General features: G+C 69.0%; 19 protein-coding genes, 4 pseudogenes and 1 other annotated feature. Of the genes and pseudogenes, 12 read left to right on the top strand and 11 right to left on the bottom strand.

All coding sequences use genetic code 11. From position 1 onward, the window contains the following. Window positions 1–3: 3 nt before the first annotated feature. The 5 genes from C6V83_RS06380 to C6V83_RS06360 form a co-directional block, all read right to left on the bottom strand. A complete protein-coding gene (locus C6V83_RS06380; RefSeq protein ID WP_234353896.1) occupies window positions 4–2139 on the bottom strand; it encodes an MMPL family transporter in 2136 nt (711 codons plus the stop codon). A 46-nt stretch (window positions 2140–2185) separates the two neighbouring features. Next, window positions 2186–2575, bottom strand: coding sequence for a DUF3817 domain-containing protein (locus C6V83_RS06375; protein WP_105941685.1), 390 nt, complete (start codon window positions 2573–2575; stop codon window positions 2186–2188). Next, window positions 2572–3036 carry a DUF2871 domain-containing protein gene (locus C6V83_RS06370; protein ID WP_234353895.1) on the bottom strand — a complete coding sequence of 155 codons (465 nt, stop codon included), beginning with the start codon at window positions 3034–3036 and terminating at the stop codon, window positions 2572–2574. Before C6V83_RS06370 ends, C6V83_RS06375 begins: the two co-directional genes overlap by 4 nt. A 169-nt stretch (window positions 3037–3205) precedes the next feature. After that, a complete protein-coding gene (locus tag C6V83_RS06365) occupies window positions 3206–3841 on the bottom strand; it encodes a response regulator (protein WP_105941684.1) in 636 nt (211 codons plus the stop codon). Further along, on the bottom strand, window positions 3829–5010 hold the full coding sequence (locus C6V83_RS06360; RefSeq protein WP_105941683.1) for a sensor histidine kinase: 1182 nt from the start codon (window positions 5008–5010) through the stop codon (window positions 3829–3831). The genes C6V83_RS06365 and C6V83_RS06360 overlap by 13 nt, the downstream gene beginning before the upstream one ends. Window positions 5011–5101: 91 nt before the next feature. On the opposite strand from C6V83_RS06360, the gene C6V83_RS06355 reads away from it, so the two are divergent. The 6 genes and pseudogenes from C6V83_RS06355 to C6V83_RS06340 form a co-directional block, all read left to right on the top strand. Next, the gene (locus C6V83_RS06355) at window positions 5102–5425 is read left to right on the top strand and encodes a transposase (RefSeq protein WP_105941682.1); all 324 of its coding nucleotides are present in this window, start codon (window positions 5102–5104) and stop codon (window positions 5423–5425) included. Then, a complete protein-coding gene (locus C6V83_RS06350; protein ID WP_105941681.1) occupies window positions 5422–6153 on the top strand; it encodes an IS3 family transposase in 732 nt (243 codons plus the stop codon). The genes C6V83_RS06355 and C6V83_RS06350 overlap by 4 nt, the downstream gene beginning before the upstream one ends. Before the next feature lie 48 nt (window positions 6154–6201). Further along, window positions 6202–6522 carry a transposase gene (locus C6V83_RS18945; RefSeq protein ID WP_267893972.1) on the top strand — a complete coding sequence of 107 codons (321 nt, stop codon included), beginning with the start codon at window positions 6202–6204 and terminating at the stop codon, window positions 6520–6522. Next, window positions 6480–6632 (top strand) — a sequence feature (AL1L pseudoknot). It overlaps the preceding gene by 43 nt. Next, window positions 6540–6791, top strand: a pseudogene (locus C6V83_RS18940) (IS3 family transposase); the annotation flags it as partial. It overlaps the preceding feature by 93 nt. 73 nt (window positions 6792–6864) lie before the next feature. Beyond that, window positions 6865–7500 (top strand): annotated as a pseudogene (locus C6V83_RS18935) (IS3 family transposase); the annotation flags it as partial. Window positions 7501–7532: 32 nt separating this feature from the next. Beyond that, window positions 7533–7751 (top strand): annotated as a pseudogene (locus C6V83_RS06340) (IS256 family transposase); the annotation flags it as partial. 42 nt (window positions 7752–7793) lie between these two features. Here C6V83_RS06340 and C6V83_RS06335 read toward each other — a convergent pair. The 3 genes and pseudogenes from C6V83_RS06335 to eccCa all read right to left on the bottom strand — a co-directional run. Beyond that, window positions 7794–7946, bottom strand: a pseudogene (locus C6V83_RS06335) (helix-turn-helix domain-containing protein); the annotation flags it as partial. 172 nt (window positions 7947–8118) lie between these two features. Beyond that, window positions 8119–9318 (bottom strand): type VII secretion-associated protein, encoded by a 1200-nt coding sequence (locus C6V83_RS06325; protein ID WP_105941680.1) that lies wholly within the window; start codon window positions 9316–9318, stop codon window positions 8119–8121. Next, window positions 9315–13280, bottom strand: a complete 3966-nt coding sequence (gene eccCa / locus C6V83_RS06320) for a type VII secretion protein EccCa (protein ID WP_105941679.1) — start codon at window positions 13278–13280, stop codon at window positions 9315–9317. The genes C6V83_RS06325 and eccCa overlap by 4 nt, the downstream gene beginning before the upstream one ends. Window positions 13281–13424: 144 nt before the next feature. Here eccCa and eccD point away from each other — a divergent pair, with 144 nt between their 5' ends. After that, the gene (gene eccD, locus C6V83_RS06315; RefSeq protein ID WP_105941678.1) at window positions 13425–14861 is read left to right on the top strand and encodes a type VII secretion integral membrane protein EccD; all 1437 of its coding nucleotides are present in this window, start codon (window positions 13425–13427) and stop codon (window positions 14859–14861) included. Further along, window positions 14861–16258 carry a type VII secretion-associated serine protease mycosin gene (mycP, locus tag C6V83_RS06310; RefSeq protein ID WP_105941677.1) on the top strand — a complete coding sequence of 466 codons (1398 nt, stop codon included), beginning with the start codon at window positions 14861–14863 and terminating at the stop codon, window positions 16256–16258. The genes eccD and mycP overlap by 1 nt, the downstream gene beginning before the upstream one ends. A 23-nt stretch (window positions 16259–16281) precedes the next feature. Here the strand turns inward: mycP and C6V83_RS06305 are convergent, their stop codons facing one another. Then, the gene (locus C6V83_RS06305; protein ID WP_105941676.1) at window positions 16282–17262 is read right to left on the bottom strand and encodes a 4-hydroxy-3-methylbut-2-enyl diphosphate reductase; all 981 of its coding nucleotides are present in this window, start codon (window positions 17260–17262) and stop codon (window positions 16282–16284) included. A 34-nt stretch (window positions 17263–17296) separates the two neighbouring features. Here C6V83_RS06305 and C6V83_RS06300 point away from each other — a divergent pair, with 34 nt between their 5' ends. From C6V83_RS06300 to C6V83_RS06290, 3 genes are read left to right on the top strand one after another with little or no spacing between them, the layout of a single operon-like run. Next, window positions 17297–17962, top strand: a complete 666-nt coding sequence (locus C6V83_RS06300; RefSeq protein WP_105941675.1) for a lipid droplet-associated protein — start codon at window positions 17297–17299, stop codon at window positions 17960–17962. A gap of 5 nt (window positions 17963–17967) precedes the next feature. After that, complete coding sequence (xseA, locus tag C6V83_RS06295) at window positions 17968–19230, top strand: exodeoxyribonuclease VII large subunit (RefSeq protein ID WP_105941674.1); 1263 nt, start codon at window positions 17968–17970, stop codon at window positions 19228–19230. After that, on the top strand, window positions 19227–19451 hold the full coding sequence (locus C6V83_RS06290) for an exodeoxyribonuclease VII small subunit (RefSeq protein ID WP_105941673.1): 225 nt from the start codon (window positions 19227–19229) through the stop codon (window positions 19449–19451). The genes xseA and C6V83_RS06290 overlap by 4 nt, the downstream gene beginning before the upstream one ends. Before the next feature lie 22 nt (window positions 19452–19473). Here the strand turns inward: C6V83_RS06290 and C6V83_RS06285 are convergent, their stop codons facing one another. Then, the gene (locus C6V83_RS06285; RefSeq protein ID WP_105941672.1) at window positions 19474–20040 is read right to left on the bottom strand and encodes a DUF4245 domain-containing protein; all 567 of its coding nucleotides are present in this window, start codon (window positions 20038–20040) and stop codon (window positions 19474–19476) included. Between the two features lie 99 nt (window positions 20041–20139). Here C6V83_RS06285 and glpX point away from each other — a divergent pair, with 99 nt between their 5' ends. Next, complete coding sequence (gene glpX, locus C6V83_RS06280; protein ID WP_105941671.1) at window positions 20140–21126, top strand: class II fructose-bisphosphatase; 987 nt, start codon at window positions 20140–20142, stop codon at window positions 21124–21126. A 13-nt stretch (window positions 21127–21139) separates the two neighbouring features. Here glpX and C6V83_RS06275 read toward each other — a convergent pair whose 3' ends face one another. Next, window positions 21140–21829, bottom strand: coding sequence for an ABC transporter ATP-binding protein (locus C6V83_RS06275; protein WP_105941670.1), 690 nt, complete (start codon window positions 21827–21829; stop codon window positions 21140–21142). Window positions 21830–21834: the final 5 nt, after the last annotated feature.

Below are 21834 nucleotides of genomic sequence, written 5' to 3'. Positions count from 1 at the left end.
ACCTCAGACGTGGGACGGCTCTATCGCTGGCTTCGCACTCGCCTCAATCACGCTCGGCCACAGCGCCTTGTCTCCGAGTAGCCGCATGATCGCGGGAACAAGGAGCGGCCGGACAATGAAGGTGTCGAGCAGGATGCCGATCGCCATCGCGAGACCGAACTGGAACAGTTCTCGGATCGGTTGGGTGGTCAGCACCGCGAAGGTGGCTGCCAAGATGAGTCCTGCAGACGAAATCACCCCGCCTGATCGGGTGAGCGCTACCCGCAGGGCCGCCCGTGGTGGATGCGCCGATAGCTCTTGCCGGTAGCGGCTCATCAGGAAGATGGTGTAGTCGACACCAAGGGCAACCAGGAACACGAAGATGTAGATCGCAACGCGGTTCCCGATCCCCTCGTCCCCGAGCAGCGTGACAGTAATGAAGGTCGTGATCCCGAGGGTCGCGGTGAACGACAGCACCAGTGTCCCGATCAGGTACAGAGGCGCGAGCACGGACCGCAGCAGCAGTGCCAGAACGGCGGCGACGATCACAAGGACCAGTGCGGCAACGACCCAGTTGTCGCGATCGAGCGCCGCCCGGATATCGGCGGAGTGAGCTGTTTCGCCGCCAACGAGGACCTGCGCACCGTCGATCCCCGCACTGTCCGCTGCAGTCCGAGCAGCGGACGCGAGGGTGTCTACGCGGTCCATTGCCTCAGGGCTGTAGGGGTTGTCGGTGAAGGCGACTTGGAATGCTGCCGTTGTCCCGTCAGCGCTGACCGCGGGTTGCTCGCCAACTCGGGCCACCCCGTCCACGTCCAACAGGCGGCTGGTGATCTGGTTCCAGTCGGGTGACGGTGTCCCGGACTGTGTGGTGACGTAGACGGTGGACGGCGCGATCTCCCCGGGCCCGAATGCGTCAGCGATCATGTTCTGACCGGACTCGGACTGGGTGTCGATGCGGAATCCGCTGATGAAGTCGAAGCTTTCACGATAGCCGGCCAGGCCCGCGGTCATCACGAGAAGACCGAGGAGTGTGGATACCAGCACAGCCTTCGGCGATCGGTCGACCAGATCCGCGATCCGTTCCCAGACCTTGCCGCCGGCGCGTCCCGACGCGGCCTGGGTTGTGGAGGGCCAGAACAGCTTTCCTCCGAAGAGCAACATGAGTGCGGGGGTGAAGGTGAATGCGACCAGCCCCATCGAAGCGACGCCCAGCGCGAGATAGGGACCGAATCCGCGCAGGGCCGGAGAGACCGCTACGAGCAGAGCCAGCATGGCCAGGACGATCGTCGAGACACTCGACAAGATCGCCTCGGACACTCCTTGCAGCGCCCGCATCATGGCGGCGGAGCGATCCGGTTCCTCCGCGAGGGCTTCACGGTAGCGGGCGGTGACGATCAGTGCGTAGTCGGTACCGACGCCGAACAGCAGCACGGTCATGATCGACGCGGTCTGCGAACTGACGTCGAACCAGCCCGCCTCGGCCATCATCGCGCCCACCGTCTCGGCGATCCGCATCGCGACGCCCACACCGGCCAGCGCGACAACCACGAGGACTGGCGACCGGTAAATCACCATCAGGATGATGGCGACCAGCAGGATCGTTCCGAGGAGCAGGATCTTGTCGCCGCTGCTGAACACCTTCACGGTGTCGGTGGCGATTCCTGCAGGCCCGGTGACCGCCGCATCAGCAGGTCCGGCGGCCTCGCTGACCAGATCACGCAGCTCACCGACCGTGTCCTGGAACGATTCGTCGGTCGGGTCGCCTGTCAGCGACACGAGAATCATTTCGCTGTCACCGTCAGTGGTGCGCAGATTGTCGCCGCCGGGGCTGTCGGCGGTGACAGTCGCGGCGATCGCGGGATTGTCGGCTCTCGCACCGTCGATGCTCGCGGTGATCCGGTCCGCTGCCGCCGAGGTCTCGGCCCTGTCGGCGCCGTGTACGACGACGATCGCGGGGGTTCCCTCGCTGCGCGGGAACTCGCGGGCAGCGAGTTCGGCAGCCTGCACGGACTGCGATGATGCGGGCGGATCGTTTGCGCCCGCGTTGTTTTCGACGTCCTCCAGGGCGGGGGCCACGCTTGCGAGTGCACCCGCGAGGATGATCCATAGCAGCACGACGATACCGGCCCGACGCCGGGACCCGAAGAGAGTGTTCATGAAGCGTGATGTCATATCGTGGCGTCCAATCTCGACCGGAACGCGTTCATCGGACCGACGTCGGATAGCGGGAGGGAAAGTCGGAGTAGCGGTCCGCGCCCGGGACGAAGCGCCCGGTGCGGGCAGCCCACACTTCGAACGCGATCGTGGCGAACGGCGGCAGCGAGGACACCAACGCCAGTAATAGGGTCCGCAGGCGCCAGCCAAGCTTGACGTACATCGCGATCGAGAGCACGACGAATGTCACGAACACCGCCCCGTGCAGGGATCCGAAGATGCGGACGCCGACCTCGGTGCTCTTCGCGATCCACTTAAAGTACATGCCGATCAGCAACCCGAGCCAGGTCACCGCTTCCAGCGTTGCCACGATACGGAACGCCCGCGCCAAGATGCGGGCATCCGACGTCGCCGCCGGACGTTGAGGCTGGTCACTCATGCCACTTCTTCCACATTCTTTGATGCGCTGGCTGTTTCGCGACGGTCACGGTGTTCCGGCGCGCGCGCGACTGCGCTTCGCAGTGCGAGGAAGAAGACGACAAAGGCGACGGTCAGCAGGACGTGACCGATCCCAGCGATTCCCGAAATCGCGGCCGATGCTTCCCTGTCGAAGACCTGCATGGTCCCGTGGACGAGCTGCATCGCCACCGTGAGGAGCAGGCCGGCGTGGAAGGTGACGGTGAACCATCGGTAGAGGGGGCTGGTCGAGAGCGCGAACAGGCGCTCGAAGACCGCGACGATCAGTAGGAACAGCACCCCGAGGACCAGGAAATGGGTGTGCACGATGGACAGTTGAGTCGGGCCGTCGAAGTCCTGGGCCTTGGTCAGCTCCCGGTAGTACAGGCCCGACGCCAGACCCGCGACGGCGTACCCGAACGCGGAATTGACAAGTATCTTCACACCTTCTATCCGACCGGAATACGCACTCTGGCACATCGGACGAACGGTGAGATTCATCTACGACTTTGGATAGAGACCGCATGAAGCGGCGCAGTCCGGAGCCACACGGGCGACACACGCAGCCGATACGGCCAGAGGTCGCACCCGACCGTCGGACTGGGCGGTAGATCTAGTCGGTGGTGGCGTCGATGATCCCCCGCGCCCGTGCCTGTGCCACAGCGGCGGTCCGCGATCGCACACCCAGTTTGCCGAAAGTGTTCGTCAGGTGGGTCTTGACCGTGCCCTCGCTGAGGAACATCCGACGCGCTATCTCTCGGTTGGAGAATCCTGCAGCAACAGCCTCCAAGACCTGAATTTCACGTGGGGTGAGGGTCGGGCCCGGATCACGCATCTGCGCCATCAGTTTCGATGCCACCGCGGGTGACAACGCGCTCGCGCCCCCTGCTGCCGCGACGATTGCCGTGAAGAGTTCGGCCGGTGCAGTGTCCTTGAGGAGATAGCCGCTGGCGCCGGCCTCGATTGCCCGCAGAATCTCGGCATCGGTGTCGTAGTTCGTCACCACCAATACCCGTGGAGCGTTCGGCAGGGCCCGGATCTGGCTGGTCGCCTCCACGCCGCTCAGTCCGGTGCCGAACCGCAGATCCATGAGGACGAGATCGATCAACCCGTCACGACACAACGCCACGGCTTCTTCCCCCGTAGAGGCTTCGGCGACGATCGAGACTTCATCCGAATGCCGCTCAAGCAGTGCTCGTAGTCCGGCGCGGACGATCGCATGGTCGTCCGCGAGCATCAGCCGGACCATCGGGGCTCCTCGCCTTGCTGTGCGAGCGGAAACGTCACCGACACTGCGGTGTGGCCGGGCTCCGATTCGATGGACCACTGTCCATCGAGCTGCTCGACCCGGGTCCGCATGGCATTGAGCCCGAAGTTGTGTGCGGACGGATCATCGAGGATCGCGACATCGAATCCCTGCCCGTCATCGACCACGTCCAGGTGTACGGCGCCAGCGCCATAGCCGAGGGTGACCACCGCGTGGCCGGCATCGGCATGGCGGATCACGTTCGAGACCGCCCCCTGGGCGAGGCGCACCAGAGCCGATTCCACCGGCATCGGCAAGGACACCGCCTGTCCCTCCACAAGAAGACGCACGTCACACCTCCCGGCCGCGGCTCGCTCACACACCCGGCCCAACGCGTCGACGAGTGAGCTACCCACCAGATCGGCTGGCGAGAGGGCCGCGATCAGACGTCTCGCGTCCGCCAATCCCGCCGACGCGGTCCGCCGAGCCATGACGATCTTATCTGCAACACCCGGGGGCAGATCTTCGGCCTCAGCGGCGTGCAACAGCATCTGAATGCTGCTCAGCCCCTGCGCGACGGTGTCATGAATCTCGCTGGCCAACCGCTCACGTTCGGCCAGTTCGCCCGCGGAGCGCTCGGTCTTCGCCAGCTCCGCGCGAGTGCGATGCAGGTCTTCGATCAGTTGCTGCCGGCGCTCCGTCTCGTGAAACAGCACCCGAAAACCGAGCCCGACAACGATACCGACCACAGCCCCGAGCAACGACCCGACCAGCGCTACGCCCCACTGTCCCCGAGTGTGGACGCCGATCAGCACGTTGACACCCGTGATCACCGCCACCGCAGACACCGCGGGCACGAGCGGCACCTCGGTCATGAAGAGCAGGATGAGTCCGAACGATACGTACGCCGCGTCGGCGCCCAGAAGCGCCATCGCCACCCACACCACACACAACGATCCCAACCAAGCCAATCGCGCAACCGGAGCACGCAACGTACTGGCACCGACGATGTGAACGACAACGAACAGCGCAGTCAACGCCCCGATCCATCCCGCCGATGCCTCGGAAAGCAGCACCGCCCGCAGCAGGACGATCAACGCCAGCACGACAACGAGAACGTGCAGTCCCAGACGAAGTCGTGCGCCCCGGGTGAACGCGGATTCATCAACCATCACGACACACCATAACGACGGCGATGTTCACCATGAGGTTGCCCCCGTTGAGTGGACATCCTGATCGCCGGGTTTGTGCCGGCAGGAGAGGATGGACCCCATGGGTTCTCGTCAACGGAAGAGTTACACCCCGAAGTACCGTCAGGATGCTGCGTATCTGGTGATCGATACCGGCCGTACCATCGCTGAGGTGGCCCGGGAGATCGGGCTCAGCGAGCAACTGCTGGGCAGGTGGGTGGCCAAGGAACGCGCCGCGATGGACGACCCGCCGCCGGCAATCGATGCCGACGAACGCGCCGAACTTGAACGCCTGCGCCGCGAGGTCACCGAGTTGCGGATTGACAGGGAGTTCCTGAAAAAGGCAGCGGCCTTCTTCGCCTCCGAGCAGTCGAACCCGCCGAGGCGTTCGCTGTGATCGAGGCGGAGGAGGCCGGCTACGGAATCAGTCGCTGCGTACGGCTGCTGGGAGTGTCCCGCTCGGGCTACTACGCCTGGCTCGCCCGCCGGGATGATGAGCCCAGCTCACGCCAGCAGCGACGCGACGAGCTCACACAGAAGATCCGCAAGGCGCATACCGAGTCCGATGGCGTGTACGGGGCTCCCCGGATCCATGCTGATCTGCGCGCCGATGGTGAGGCCGTCTCCCGCAAGACGGTGGCAGAACTCATGCGTATCAACGGGATCGAGGGCATTAGTCCGCGGGCGTGGACGCCGGTGACCACCCTCGCCGACGAGTACCCGCACTCGATCCCGGACCTGGTCGAGCGCCGCTTCGATCAGGGCGAACTGAACGTGGTGTGGACTTCGGACATCACGTACCTGCGGACCGGGAAGGGCTGGCTATACCTGTGCGCGGTCCGCGACGGCTGCTCACGCCGGGTGATCGGTTACGCGTTCTCCGAGTCCCTGCACACCGATCTGGTCGAGACCGCCCTGCGCAACGCACACACCTTCCGCGACCCGGCCACCGGCTGCACCGAGAACGTGATCTTCCACGCTGACCGCGGCTGCCAATACACCTCGAGCCAACTCGCCGCTGTCGCCGATGAGCTCGGTGTCCGGTTGTCTGTCGGGCGGACCGGGGTGTGCTGGGACAACGCTCAACAGGAGAGTTTCTGGTCCACCCTGAAAACCGAGTTCTGAAGCGCCCCGGGTTCAGTGGAGGTTCTCAACTCACGGAGGATGAGAGTCATGGCAGCACCACGGAAGTACCCGGACGAGTTGCGTGAGCGTGCGACGCGGTTGGCGGTCGAGGCTCGGCAGGACCCGGCGCGGAAGGCGGGTGCGCTGCAGCGCATCGCGGAGCAGCTCGGCGTCAACGCGGAGACGTTGCGCGGCTGGGTGAAGCAGGCCGAGATCGACGCCGGCCAGGCGCCGGGGACGACGACCGCCGAAGCGCAGCGGATCGTCGAGCTCGAGCGTGAGGTCCGGGAGCTGCGGCGGGCGAACGAGATCCTGAAGACGGCGTCGGCTTTTTTCGCCGCCGCGGAGCTCGACCGCAAGCTGAAGTAACCGAGGTTCCCACCGCGGTGCTCGTCGAGTACATCGACGGGCACCGCGACCGGTTCGGGGTCGAGCCGATCTGCCGCGTCCTCACCGACGCGGGCACCCAGATCGCCCCGAGCACCTACTACGCTGCCAAGACGCGCCCACCGTCGGCCAGGGCGCAGCGCGACGCAGAGCTGACCGAGGATATCCGGGTCGTCCACAAGGACAACCTCGGCGTCTACGGCGCGCGGAAGATCCACGCCGCACTCAACCGCGAAGGCGTCGCTGTCGCGCGCTGCACGGTCGAACGCCTGATGCGCGCGGCGGGCATCCAGGGCATCCGGCGCGACAAGACCCGCACGACCACGTTCGGGGAAGGCGCCGAGACCGCGGCCCGCGGACCTGGTCAAGCGTGCCTTCACCGCGACAGCGCCGAACCAGCTCTGGGTCGCGGACCTGACCTACATCCGCACCCATGCCGGATGGGTCTACGCCGCGTTCGTCCTCGACGTGTTCAGTCGCCGCGTCGTCGGCTGGCAGGTCTCCACGAGCCTGCGCACAGACCTCGCCCTCGACGCGCTCGACATGGGCCTCTGGGAACGCCGCCGCGCAGGCCAGGACACCACCGGCTTGATCCACCACTCGGATGCCGGAGTCCAGTATCGAGCGATTCGCTACACCGAGCGGCTCGCCGAAGCCGACGCCGTCGCGTCGGTCGGGACGGTCGGCGACAGCTACGACAACGCCATGGCCGAGGCGTTCAACTCGCTGTTCAAGGCCGAGTGCATCCGCAACCCGGCCATGCGCCCGAAAGGCGGCTGGGCGTCGATCAAGGATCTCGAGATCGCCGTCGCTGAATACGTCGACTGGTTCAACCACCGACGCCTGCATGGCGAGATCGGGCACGTCCCGCCCGTCGAGTTCGAGACCACCCATTGGGCATCCCACGAGGTCGCCCGCTACCCTGAAGACCAGGTTCCGATCGGAACCGGTTCCAGATAACCGAGCCTCCACCAAACCCGGGGCGCTTCAGACACTTCCCCAACGACGCCGCCGCGGTGAAGCTGCTGTGGATGGCGATCTGCAACATCGAGGACAAACGCGCCCGCGAACGCGAGAATGAACGCGGCATGCCCGCCGACAAACGCCGCGCACCCGGCCGCCTCGTCGAGGGCGCAGTCACCACCAACTGGAAACGAGCACTGGAGCAACTCTCACTGGCCTACCCCGAACAAATCAACCATCACCTCTAACCCGAACACCTGAACGACTTACACAGAAAACTCGACAGGCTCCCCGGTCGCGGTGCTGTTGCGGCGGACCTCGCGCGAGATCGTGCCCTTGTCACGGCCCAGACCGGCCGCGATCGCGCTGATCGACCAGCCCGCCTTCAACCCAGTCGAGATCTCCGTCCGATCTTCGATCGTCAACCCTCGTCGTGTAGCCACCCAGCAACCCTCTCAGACCAGCAACGTTGCTAGGACGCTATGGCACCGCCGTCCCCACATCAACCGGCACCGCCGGTCCGGCCCTCCCCGCGCAGACCCAGGAACCCCTCCCGCGTCCAGGGCGACTGGTTGAGCGGCGGGACCCGCTCGTTCGCTTTGACCAACGTGATGCTCAGCGTTCGACTCGCACTGTGGAGACGGCAGCCCGGCACGGCGGGTCGATCGGGTCCTCGCCCGTTCCCGGCTGGCACCCGATGCTCACTTGCAGCGGCGCGGCTGTCGGATCCTGCCCGGCGGGCTCGACGGCGACGTACCAGCTGACCGCGGGCCCGGAGGCCGGGACCTCCCGGTAGCTGATCACCGGACGTCCGCCGTAGGTGCTCTCGGCGGCGAACTCGACCACCACGTCGTCGCCGCGCTGGGCCATGCGGTTCGCCATGCTGCGGGCCACCGTCTCGCGGGTCGCCCCCGGCCGCAGCGCGGTGACCACCACGACCAGCCGCCGCCCGTCCTCGTCGTCCGCGAACACCGCGCGCAAGCCCCGTCCGTCGTCGGGCCGGTCACCGGACAGCGCGGTACGCCGCCATCCGTCGGGAACGGACAGGGTCACCGGACCGACGGACTGCGTCGTCCGTACGCCGGCCGCGGACTGCGGCCAACGGGCGATCGCCCCGGCCGCGCCGAGAACCGCCACTGCGACCAACACGAGGATCAGCAGAGCACGCGGCACGATCCGCGGCGTAGACACCGGAGGCTCCGGAAAGCCGAAGTCGATCCGGTCCGTCTGCCGCCAGCGAGCACCGTGCCGCTCCACCAGCCCTCGATCCACCCGTACGACCCGCGCACCGGCCGCCGCACCGTCGAGGACGGGCAGCATTCGATCGGCGACGGCTCCGTCCATCAGGACCAGCTCGCTGCGTACGGCCAGTGTCGCCAGGTCCTCGGTGTCCGTCGCATCACCCGCGGCGCATTCGGCGATCCGCCACATGCTGCCGTCGCGGACCACCCGCTGCGCCGTCCACACCTCGGCGTCCGGCAGATGACCGGATCCCGGAGGCTCGCCCGGCACCAGCAGAGTCTCGACCACCGTGCAGACGGTGATCGCCGCGTCGGCGTGGCTGGCGGCGATCAGCAGAGCGCGCGGCACCAGGTCCGGAGCGACGTGCGGCCGGACCGGACAGATACCCTCGAGCGCCCGGTGCAACCTCGCACGGCGCGGTCTTCCCCAGGCGCTCGGGCAACCGATCGTCGTCGTACGTTCCCCGACGCCCACAGCGGCGAGCCCGGCGGTCAGGACCGCGACGCCGTCGGGGTCGTCGACGGCGCACAGGAAGTCGGCATCGGCGAGGTCGACCACCGTCCGGCCGCTCACCGCGCGACCTGCACGATCTCGCCGCCACGCGCCCGCGAGATCAGCTCCCCACGCCCCGGCGGCAGCTTCTGCATACGGTGACGTCCGACGATGTAGCCCTCGTCCGGGTCCCCCGACAACAGCAGCACATCGCACGAGAGATCACGGAGCCCGGCGATCACCTGATCGAACAGCGCCCGGCCGATGCCTCCCGAACGGCGCGCCAGAATCACCCGGAAGCCGATGTCACGGGCGTGGCCGAGCAACTCGAGCAGGGGTTGGAGCGGATTGCCCATCGCGGTGGCGACCAAGTCGTAGTCGTCGACCACCAGGTGCACTACCGGCCCGCGCCACCAGTCCCCGCTAGCGAGTTGATCGGCCGTCACGTCCTCCCCCGGCAACCGGGCCCGCAGATACTCGGCGAGCTGCGCCATCATCGGTCCGGCCGATTGCGCCGAACTCGCGTATCCGGCGAGGTGGTCGCCGTCGACCAGCCCGAGCATCGTCCGCCGGTAGTCCACCAGGACGAACTTGACCTCCTCCCCCGACCCGGCGCGGGTCAGACCCTGGATCAGCGTCCGCAGGGTCTGGGTCTTGCCCGACTCGGCATCACCGAACACCAACAGATGCGGGGACTCGCGGAAGTCGACGAACACCGGCCGCAGATCCGACTCGCGCAACCCAATCGCCGAACGCTCAGCTCCATGCGCATACCCCTGCGCCGCAACGAGTTCATCGACGAGATCGATCGAGACATCGGTATCGAGCAACCGCACACGCGGCGCGAAAGAGCCCTGGTAGGCCTCCGCACAGTCGGCGACGAACGCCGCCGTCGCGGCCGGCAGGGTCTCCGGGTCCGCGACCCCGTCGACCCGCGGCAGCGCCACCAGCAGATGCAGTCCCTCCGCGGTGATCCCACGTCCGGGCCGTCCCGCCGGCACCGTGGCGGCAGGCTTGCGGCCCATCTCCGAATCCAGCGGATCGCCCAGACGCAGCTCCAGCCGGCTGCCGAGCAGATCCTTCATCGCCGGCCGGATGTCGGCCCAGCGGGCCGCCGCGACCACGACATGGATCCCGTACGAGAGCCCCTGCGCCACCAAGTGATTCACCTCGTCCTCAAGGCTCTCGAACTCGGTCCGGAAGCTGGTGAGGCCGTCGATCACCAGAAACAGGTCGCCCCGCGGAACGTCATCACCCACTCCCTCCCCCGCACCCCACCGTCCGTCGCGGCACCCGGCGCGGTACTCGCGCATCGACTCCAGACCGTGCTCGGCGAAGAACGCCTCCCGCGCCGACAGCACAGCCTTGAGCTCGGCGAAAGACCGGCGGACCGTGTCCCGACGGCTCTTAGTCGCCACCCCGGCCACATGAGGGAGCCCGGCGAGGGCACCCAACGCACCACCACCGAAGTCCAGGCAATAGAACGCGACCTCCTGCGGCGTATGGGTCGCGGCCGCCGCGCAGATCAGCGTGCGCAACGCCGTCGACTTTCCCGACTGCGGCCCGCCGACGACCGCCGCATTGCCGGCCGCGCCGCTCAGATCAAGACACAGCACGTCCCTCCGCTGATCATAAGGCCGGTCTACCACGCCCACCGGCATCCGCAGAGCACCCGAACCGCCCTCAGACAACAGCAGCGAGTCGAGGGTGACCGCACCCTCCAGCGGCGGCAACCACACTTGGTGCGGAGACGGTCCGTGGCCCGCCACACGTCCGACGAGGGTCTCCAACAACGTCGGCACCACTGCGACGCTCTCTTCCTCCGGTTCGGCGGCGTCGAGCGGAAGCGGACGCCGCACGGCGGTGAAGGGCAGCACCTCGGCGCCGATACGGCCGCCACCAGACCCGGCCGCAGGCTTTCCCGCACACGGCGGACGATAGGGACCCGACACGAACGAGGTGCTGAAACGCACCGGAGCGCCCGAATCGGACTTCAAGTACGCAGCACCAGGAGTACTCGGCAAGTGATACGCATCTGGCACACCGAGCACAGTCCGAGACTCGTTCGCCGAGAACGTCTTCAGCCCGACCCGGTACGACAAGTGGCTGTCGAGCCCACGAAGCCGCCCCTCCTCCAACCGCTGCGAAGCCAGCAGCAGATGAATGTGCAGCGACCGCCCCAGACGACCGATGGCCACGAACAGATCCGCGAACTCCGGCTTCTGCGACAGCAACTCCGAGAACTCGTCGACGACGACGAACAACGCAGGCAACGGATCGAGCGGCGCACCCGCCTCCCGCGCCCGCTCGTACTCCGAGACGTTGGCGAAATTGCCTGCCGAACGCAGCAGTTCCTGCCGCCGATTCAGCTCACCGGACAACGCATCCGCCATCCGGTCGACCATCGCGAGCTCCTGTTCCAAGTTGGTGATCAGCGCCGCGACATGACGGACACCCTCAAGGCCCAAGAACGTCGCACCGCCCTTGAAGTCGACCAGCACCAGATTCAGCTCATCAGGCGAGTGCGTCGCGATCAGGGCGACGACCAGGGTGCGCAGGAACTCGGACTTGCCGCTGCCGGTGGCGCCGATGCACAGTCCGTGCGGCCCCATCCCCCCGTGCGCACTTTCCTTGAGGTCGAGGTCCACCGGCGTGCCCTCGGCGGTGTACCCGATCGGCACCCGCAATCGATCCGACGGCGACCGTCCGCGCCACCCACGGGCCGGATCGAACGTCGTCGCATCCGGGATACCCAGCAGCGCAGGCAATCCCGGATCGCTGGCTGTCCGCGACGTCTCCAGCCCGGCCACCGGAAGGCTGCTGGCCGGCCGGTAACGCGCCAGCCCCCGCGCGAGGGCTTCGGTACGCGCGGTCGAGAGCCCGTCGGCCACCGCGAAGGTCTCCAGTCCGACAGACGTCCGCGCAGCCACCGAGCCGGGCTCCACCACCAGCATCAAGCCACGCCGAGCAGCCAGCGACTCCGGATCCGGATCCAGCTCTATCAGCGTCAGGCCTTCGCGACCCGCGCCGATCGCGAGCTCCTCGTCGCCCGTGCGCCGGCCGCCGTCGAGCAGCACCACCAGGTGCGGGCGAGCGGTCGCCGGCGGCGCGGAACGCGCAAAGCGCCCCCGCTCGGCGAGGTCTCCGGCCAGGTCGGTCTCGAGGTCCTCGAGTGCGCCGTAGATCATCCGCACCGAACCGAGCCGATCCCGCGTAGACGGATGCCCCACGTGCGGAAGCCATTTCGCCCAGTCCCAGGCCGGACCGAGCGGATCGTCCGTGACGATCGCGACCATCAGGTGATCGGGTCCGTGCAGCACGGTGAGCTGGACGATCATCGACCTCGCCAAGGCGAGCACCGACTCGCGCGAACCCTCCAGTCCGATTGCCGCGAAGCTGCGGAGCGACACCGCCGTAGGCAATTCACGCACGGCCGCGTGTGCCTGAACGAAGCGGCGCAGTGCCGAGGCCGAGACCGGCTCCAAATCCTCGGCCGGTGCCACCTCCGGCGGCAGCAGCGCCGTCGCCAGAGGCTGCGTGCCCACGCCGACCCGTACTTGCGCGAAGTCGGCGTCGGCCGGGCGCCGCTCCCACATCCGGCAGGAGCCGAGCAACACCGCGATCGCCGACGGGTCCGGATGACTCCACAGGGCGCACGCACGCTGCTGCGCGGCCGTCCGGCTCACCTGGGTGCGCGTCTGCGCCAGGTAGCGCAGGTAGTCTTTGCGGTCCTCGTTCAGCTCCGCCGAGCGTGCCGGACCACCGCGACCGCCGCTGGCGAGCATGCCGACCATCGACATCAGCATCATCAACGGGAACATCAAGAACAGTGGATTCGCCAGTGCCCCACGGCCTCCCGTCGCGAACATCAGCGCCACCATCCCCACGACGGCGATCACCATCACCACCGGCAGCAGCCGCACGAGCATGTTCTGCGGTACCGCACGGCCGAGTTCCGGCGGCGCGTTCAGCGCCAGTTCCCCACCCGGCGTCACGGGCGGCGCCGGCCGCCCCCGGCGCACAAAAGCGACTGTCGATCCCATCGGACTCCCCCCGAAGTCTGTGGCGGCAGGCAATTCCCCCGAACGGCCCCGCGGACGCGCCGACCCGTGGTTGAGTCGACGTCCATCACCGCCTCACGGCGATGGTGAAGGTTGTATCAAGAACCTCGGGGGAGGGTTTGCGGAATGACCGTAACGGCGGAACCGGAGCTGGTCCGGATCTCGATCCTCGGCGCATCGACCCAGGTCGACGTCGCCTTGCCGGCCCACGCACCGATCGCGGCGCTGATTCCGGAAGTGCTGCGCCTTTTGAGGATTCCGGAACCCGTGACCGACGATCCCGACCGGGTCGCCGAACTGCCCCGATGGACACTCACCCGGATCGGGGCACCACCACTGCCCGTCGAACGATCACTGGCCGAGGCGCAGGTGGTCGACGGCGAGCTGCTCCTGCTCCACGACGACGTCCCGGACGCACCCGGCGCGCTCGTCGACGACGTGTTCGACGGTCTGGCGCACCTCACCGATCGCCGCTCGTCCGGGTGGAGCGCCGACTCCGCCCGGTTGTTGGGATACGCGACGTGCGCCACCGCCGCCCTCGTCGCGGCGATCACCGGACGGGCGGCGCCGACAAGCGCCGCACTGACCGGCCTGACGGCCGCCGCGTGTGCTGTCTTCCTGGTGGCCGCGGCGCTGGTGGGCTCGCGGCTGCATGCCGATCCGCGCGGCACAGCCACCCTTTCATGGTGCGCCTTCGTGTCCGCTGCGCTCGCCGGATCGTTTGTGCCGCCACAGGATTCGTCGTCATCGGTGGTGACGTCCAGCGTCTGCGCGTTGACGTCGGTCCTCATCGTGCACCGCGGCACCGGGGTCGGACCTCAGCTGCACGCGTTCCTGGGGACCCTGGCCGGCCTGACGGCCGTCTGCGGGCTAGCGGCCATGGCGCTGACCTCCGAGTGGTCCGCGGTCGCACCGGTCACCGCTGTCGTCGGACTGTTCGTCACCGTGAGCGCGGCCCGCATCGCGATCGCCGCGAGCCGCCTACCGCTGCCGCCGGTGCCCTCTACGCCGCCGTCGGCCCCCGAAACGCCGATGACGGACCCGCCGATCGACGGCATCGACGCGGTGACACCCGATCCGGTGGGGGCTATCGCCGACCTCGCCCTCGTCGATCTGGCCGACCTGCAGCGGCGGTCTGCGCTGGCGACCGACTACCTCACCGGAATCGTGCTGGGAGCGGTCGTCGTGATCGTCGTCGCGGTGCTGACGACCGCTCTCGCCTACGACGGCGAGGTGAAGTCGCTGCTCTTCTGCGGCGCGATCGGGGCGGCCCTGGCTGCGCGGGGACGCACGCACGCCGACCGGATCCAGAGTGCCGCCCTCCTCGCCGGCGGCACCGGGTGCGCTCTCGCCGTGCTTGCCGGCACCTCGCCGCCCGCTCTGTTCTTCGGCGGCATCGCCGTGGCGGCAACGGCTTTCGTCATCGGGTCGACCGCCGAAGGGCACGACTTCTCGCCGTTGCAGCGCCGGAGCCTGGAGATCGCCGAGTACGCGGTGATCGCGCTGATCGTGCCGCTGCTCCTCTGGCTGCTCGACGCCTACCGCCTCGTCCGCGAACTCTGATGCGCCCGGCCCTCTCATGCCGCCTGGCCGTGGCCTGCGCCGGGGCTGCCGCCCTGGCCGGTACGACGGTCACGCCGGGCGCTCTGCTGGCCGGACCGGCCGCGGCCCAGCCGCCGAGGATCACCGCGCTGGTCCCGGTGAGCGCGCAGCCGATCGGCCCCGCCGAGCCGACCGAACGCCGGACCCACTGCGCGCGTCCGGCGTCGTCGTCGACCGCTGACCCGGCCGCGCTGCCGCCCGGGCACCGGCTGCTGAACCTTCCCGAGGCTTGGCGCTTCAGCCGGGGCGCGGGCGTGCGCGTCGCGGTGATCGACACCGGCGTCACTCCCCATGCGCGCCTGCCGCGGGTGCGCGACGGCGGCGACTACGTCCACACCGGCGACGGGCTCTCGGACTGCGACCTGCACGGCACGCTGGTGGCCGGGATCATCGCGGGGCGGCCGTCGTCGTATGACGACTTCGCCGGGGCGGCGCCGGAAGCCGAGCTGATCTCCATCCGCCAGTCGAGCGGCGCCTACGCGCCGGCCAGGGCCGACCGCAGCAACTCGGCCCCGAGCGTCGGCGCCGGCTACGGACCGCTGAGCACCCTCGCCCGGGCGATCGTCCGGGCCGTCGAACTCGACGCGGACGTCATCAACATCTCCCAGGTCGCTTGTGTTCCCGGCACCTCCGCGTTGAACGACGACGCCGTCGTCAGCGCTCTGGACCTGGCACGACGACGAGACGTCGTGGTGGTGGCCGCCGCCGGGAATCTGAGCCAGTACGGCGGCTGCCGGACGCAGAACCCGGTGTCCTCGCCGTCCCCCGCGGCCGCCTGGCGGAACGCGCAGACCCTCGCGACTCCGGCACGGTTCGGCCGAGACATCCTCACCGTCGGCGCGATCGACGCCGGCACCGGCGCGCCCGCCGAGTTCAGCCTGCGCGGACCGTGGCTCACCGTCGCCGCACCGGGCACCGCCGCGGTCAGCCTGATCGGCACCGGTCCGCGGGTCCGCCTGGTAGATGCGCTCGAGGGCGACGACGGGCCGCGCCCGCTGTCGGGAACCAGCTATTCGGCCGCGTATGCATCGGGTGTCGCCGCGCTGGTGCGCGCCCGGTATCCACGACTGACCGCTCCGCAGGTGATCGACCGGATCGTCCGGACCGCCCGGGGCGGAGCCGCGGCCGGGAGCGACGATCCGGACACCGCCGTCGGTTTCGGAGTCGTCGATCCGGTGGCCGCGCTGACGGCCCAGCTGCCGGAGACCGCGGATCTGCCGGATCCGCGGACGCGCCGCGCGGTCGCGGCCCCCTCGCCGGAATCGCCGGACCGACGCGCCGCGCTCGCCGTCGCCGCCACCGCGGCCCTGGGTGCCGCCGTCGTCGCCACGGCCTTCGCCCTGACCCGGCGCCGGTGAGGGTCCGCCTCAGGAAGTCTCTGCTACGACGAGTTCCGCGCCGGCCGCAGCTCGCGCGGGAGCGCGAAGGTGAGCGTCTCCTCGGCGGTGGTCACGGTCTGCACGTCGTGGTAGCCGTGCTCGGCGAGCAGGTCCAGGACGCCCTGCACCAGGATCTCCGGCACCGAGGCGCCGGAGGTGACGCCCACGGTGTCCACCCCGTCGAGCCACGCGAGATCGATCTCCTTGGCGTAGTCGACCAGGTGACCGGCCTTGGCGCCGTTCTGGATGGCCACCTCCACCAGACGCACCGAGTTCGACGAGTTCTGCGACCCCACCACGATCACCAGGTCGCAGTCCGGTGCCATCGCCTTGACCGCGCCCTGGCGGTTCTGAGTGGCGTAGCAGATGTCGTCCGAGGGCGGGTCGTTCAGCAGCGGGAGCTTCTCGCGCAGCCGGTGCACCGTCTCCATGGTCTCGTCCACCGAGAGCGTGGTCTGGCTCAGCCAGATCACCTTGGACTCGTCGCGCACCTGCACGTTCTCGACGGCTTCGGGGCCGTCGACCAGCTGGATGTGCTCGGGCGCCTCCCCGGCGGTGCCCTCGACCTCCTCGTGCCCCTCGTGCCCGATCAGCACGATGTCGTAGTCGTCGCGGGCGAAGCGCTTGGCTTCCTGGTGCACCTTGGTGACCAGCGGGCACGTGGCGTCGATGGTCCGCAGGTTCCGCTCGGCTGCGGTCTTGTGCACTTCCGGGGACACCCCGTGCGCGGAGAAGACGACGAGAGCGCCCTCGGGCACCTCGTCGGTCTCGCTGACGAAGATCGCTCCGCGCTCGGCGAGCGTGTCGACGACGTGCCGGTTGTGCACGATCTCCTTGCGGACGTACACCGGAGCGCCGTGCTTGTCGAGGGCGCGTTCGACGGTTTCGACCGCTCGGTCGACGCCGGCGCAGTAGCCGCGCGGCGACGCGAGCAGGACGCGCTTGGTCGGGGCCTGCGTCGGGGACTGTTCGGTATCGGCCATAACCCCCAGGGTACGGGTGTGGCAGAGTAAAAGCATGAGACGTCCTCCGTATCCTGCACGCGTGGCCGCGGGTGTGCTGGTCACCACGCTCGACGAGACCAAGCGGCTGCCGACTCGGATCATCACCTTCCCGATGTCCGCGGTCAGCCGCGGCCTGCAGGCCGGCATGCGTCTGCAGCAGAACATCGCCGAGATGGCGATCAAGGGTGACGAGTTCTTCGCGCCCTGGTGCGACAAACCCGAAGAACAGCCCGAGTGGGCCCGGTTCGACGAGGACGACGAGCCCGCCATCACCATCCCGCCCGCGCCGAAGCAGCCTGCGGCGCCCGCGAAGGCGACCAAGCGGAAGCCGGCCCGCAAGCCCGCCGTGGCCGACAGCACTGCGGAGACCGATCCCCCGAACGCCGCGGCGGGCCGTTTCGCGCTGTACAGCTCGCCGCCGGCCGACCTGGCCGCCGACACCCCGGACGCGCCTGCCCCCGCGGAGGCAGCCGCACCGGCCGGCGACCAGCCGGAGATCGTCGACTACCTCGAGTACGACTCGCTGACCCTGGCCCAGTTGCGCGCCAAGCTGCGCGGTCTGGGCACCGACGACCTCGGCGAGCTGGCCGACTACGAACGCGCTCACAAGAACCGCACGCCGTTCGTCACGATGATCGACAACCGGATCGCCAGCCACCAGAAGAAGTCGGGCTCCTAGCCGCCGTGACCACACCGAACACCGCGGAGACTCCGTGGCCGGTGCGGACCCTGAGCCTCAAACTCGCCGACTGGATCCACCGTCTCGGCCAGGTCTGGGTCGAGGGCCAGCTGACCCAGATCAGCGCCCGCCCCGGCACGCGCACCGCGTTCCTGACGCTGCGCGACCCGGCCGCCGAGATCTCGCTCTCGCTGACCTGCGACCCCGACCTGCTGCGCCGCAGCCCCGTCCCGCTGACCGAGGGCGCGCGCGTCGTCGTCTACGGACGACCCAGCTTCTACACCGGCCGTGGCACGCTGTCGCTGCGGGTCACCGACATCCGCCCGGTCGGCATCGGCCAGCTGCTCGCCCGAATCGAACGGGTCAAGGCGCTGCTGGCGGCCGAGGGCCTGTTCGACGCCCGCCGCAAACGGCCGTTGCCGTTCCTGCCCCGCACCGTCGGGCTGATCAGCGGCCGCGGCAGCGCCGCCCAGCGCGACGTCGTCGCCGTGGCCACCGCGCGCTGGGCAGGCGTGCAGTTCCGGCTCGCCGAGGCGCCCGTGCAGGGACCGACCGCGGTCCCGGCCATCCTCGAACATCTCGACCGGCTCGATCGCGACCCCGCCGTGGAGGTGATCGTGATCGCGCGCGGCGGCGGGAGCGTGGAAGACCTGCTCCCGTTCTCCGACGAGACGCTGCTGCGCGCCGTCGCCGACTGCCGTACACCCGTCGTCAGCGCGATCGGCCACGAGCCGGACAACCCGCTGCTCGACCTGGTCGCCGACGTGCGGGCGGCCACCCCGACCGACGCCGCCAAGCGTGCGGTGCCGGACGTGGCCGCCGAGCTCGACGCCGTCGACGCGCTGCGCAGCCGCAGCGCGCACGCCCTGCGCAACTGGGTGGCGCGGGAACGGCACCTGATCGACGGCCTGCGGGCCCGTCCGGTGCTGGCCCGCCCGCACCGGCTGATCGACGAGCAGCGCGCCGGCGTCGACCGTGCGCGATCGGATCTGCGGCGCAGCGTCACGCACCGCCTGACCGTCGAACGGCATGGACTGGACCAGCTTGCCGGACGCCTGGCGACCCTTGGACCGGCGCAGACGCTCGCGCGCGGCTACGCCGTCGTGCAGCGATTCGACGACGACGCTGCGCAGCCCGGTCCGCCCGGCCACGCGGCGCACGCCGTACGCAGCATCGACGAGCTTCCGCCCGGCACGCGCGTGCGCATCCGGCTGGCCGACGGCGCCCGGATCGCCGTCGTCGAACCCGAGGAAGGACGGCAGACATGAGCGAATCCGACGAGACGCCCGCGGTGAGCGACCTGGATTACGAGACCGCGCGCGACGAACTCGCCCAGGTGGTGGCCACGCTCGAGCACGGAGGGCTCGGGCTCGACGAATCGCTGGCCCTGTGGGAGCGCGGCGAAGCGCTGGCCAAGCACTGCCGGGCGCAGCTGCAGGGGGCCGCCGAGCGGATCGAGAAAGCCCTGGAGAGCTCCGCCGAGGATTAGCGGGAAGTGATCGGGCCGGCGGCTACTTCGGCAGCGGGGCCGCGTCGACCGTCGCCTCGGCCAGCACCGTCATGTTCTCGTCCGAGCCGCGGCTGACGATGCCGATGCGGACGTCGCCCAGGTCGCTGAGCCAGAGCTTGCGCTTGGTCTCGGCGTTCTCGTAGGTGACCCACTGCGTGCCGGCCACCTCGCGCGTCCCGGTCCCGTAGGCCGCATCCCCGCCCAGCCCGACCACCAGCGCTTCTTCGGAAGCGCCGGACTGGCTCAGCTGGACGTAGGCGCCCGACGGGGTGATCCAGCCGACGTTGCTGGTCAGCGAACCGCCGATGGTCGACGTGGACCCCGAGTTCGACTTCCAGTCGGCGGGGACTGCCGGCTCGCGGATCGGGAACGGCATGGACCGCGCGTCGGCCCGAAAGGCGGCGGCGCTGTTGAAGTCCGGGATCTTCTGCTCGGCGGCCTTGTCCCCGAACGACCACTGGCAGCTGCCCGCGATGCCGGCGATCACCAGAGCGATCACCAGGAGGGGAATCAGCGACCACACCATGTCCCGGCTGTCGGTCAGGATCCGCGGTTTCTTCTCGGCCATGGCCTCGAGTATCGCAGTCGGCCCGGGGCCGGACCGAATCGCCGGTCATGACAGAATTCTGGGAGCACCCCCTGAGCAACGACGCAAGGAGCCGACCAGATGTCGAAGCAAGCCCCGGACCGCAACCTCGCCATGGAACTCGTCCGCGTCACCGAGGCTGCCGCACTGGCGGCGGGCCGCTGGGTCGGCCGCGGCGACAAGAACGCCGGCGACGGCGCCGCTGTGGACGCCATGCGCGAGCTCCTGTCGACCGTCGCGATGCGCGGCGTCGTGGTGATCGGCGAAGGCGAGAAGGACGAGGCGCCGATGCTGTACAACGGCGAAGAGGTCGGCACCGGCGAGGGCCCGGAAGTGGACGTGGCCGTCGACCCGATCGACGGCACCACGCTGATGGCCGAGGGCCGCCCGAACTCGATCGCGGTGATCGCAGTGTCCGAGCGCGGCACCATGTACGACCCGTCTGCCGTGTTCTACATGAACAAGATCGCCGTCGGCCCGGAGGCCAAGGGCGCCATCGACATCGAGAAGCCGGTCTCCTGGAACATCAATTCGGTGGCCGCGGCCAAGGGCATCGACGTCGCCGACCTGACCGTCGTGGTGCTCGACCGCCCCCGCCACGCCGACCTGATCCGGGAGATCCGCGAGGCCGGCGCCAAGATCCGCCTGATCTCCGACGGCGACGTCGCCGGCTCCATCGCGGCCGCCGGAGACTACAGCACCGTCGACATGCTGATGGGCATCGGCGGCACGCCGGAGGGCATCATCTCGGCCGTGGCCATGAAGTGCATGGGCGGCGAGATCCAGGGCAAACTGTGGCCGACCAGCGACTCCGAGCGGCAGAAGGCGATCGACGCCGGTCTGGACCTGGATCAAGTGCTCACCAACGACATCCTGGTCCGCGGCGAGAACTCGTTCTTCTGCGCCACCGGCGTGACCAACGGCGACATGCTCCGCGGCGTCACCTACCGCCCGAACGGCGCGACCACCCGTTCGCTGGTGATGCGCAGCAAGTCCGGCACCGTGCGCAACGTGGAGGCCCGTCACCAGACCGCCAAGCTGCGCGAGTTCGCCCGCATCGACCTCTGAGACGGCCGAACGCTCAGACGGCGACGGCGACGTCCGTCAGCCGTCCGTCGAGCATGTGAACCAGACCGTCCGCGTTGCCCTCGAGCGTCGCGAGATCGTGGGTCACCAGCAGCGCGGCGAGTCCGCGCTCGCGGGCCAGCCGGCAGATCAGCTCGACGATCGCGGTGCCGCGTGCGTGGTCGAGCGCCGACGTCGGTTCGTCGATCAGGAGTACGCGGCGCGGTCCCATCAGCGCGCGGGCGATGTTGACCCGCTGACGCATGCCGCCGGACAGCTGCCGCGGCAGTTTGTCGTGGTGGCCGGCCAGGCCGACGTCGGCCAGCAGATCGAGGGCCTCACCCCGGTGCCGTGCGGGCCGCTCGCCACGCAGGTGCGCGGTCAGCAGGAGCTGCTCGAGAGCGGTGAGGTCGGGCAGGAGGTTGTCGCGCTGAAAGACGAAGCCGATCTGCTCGCGGCGGATCCTGGCACGGTCCTGCTCCGACAGTCCGCCCACCTCGGTGCCGTCGATGGCCACCGTCCCCGAATCGGGCCGGATCAGCGTGCCCGCCACGGCCAGGGCGCTGGACTTGCCGCACCCCGACGGTCCGGTCAGCGCGATCACCTCCCCCGGTGCGACAGTCAGGGACACCTCGGCGAGGGCCTGGACACGGCGATCGTCGCCGTCCGGGTAGGTGAGGTCGACGGCAGACATCTGCAGGCTCATCGGGA

The sequence above is a fragment of the Gordonia iterans genome, assembly GCF_002993285.1.
In the GTDB taxonomy this organism is placed as follows: Bacteria; Actinomycetota; Actinomycetes; order Mycobacteriales; family Mycobacteriaceae; genus Gordonia; species Gordonia iterans.
Note: the sequence above shows the minus strand (reverse complement) of the source record. Positions and strands in the feature narration are given on the sequence as shown.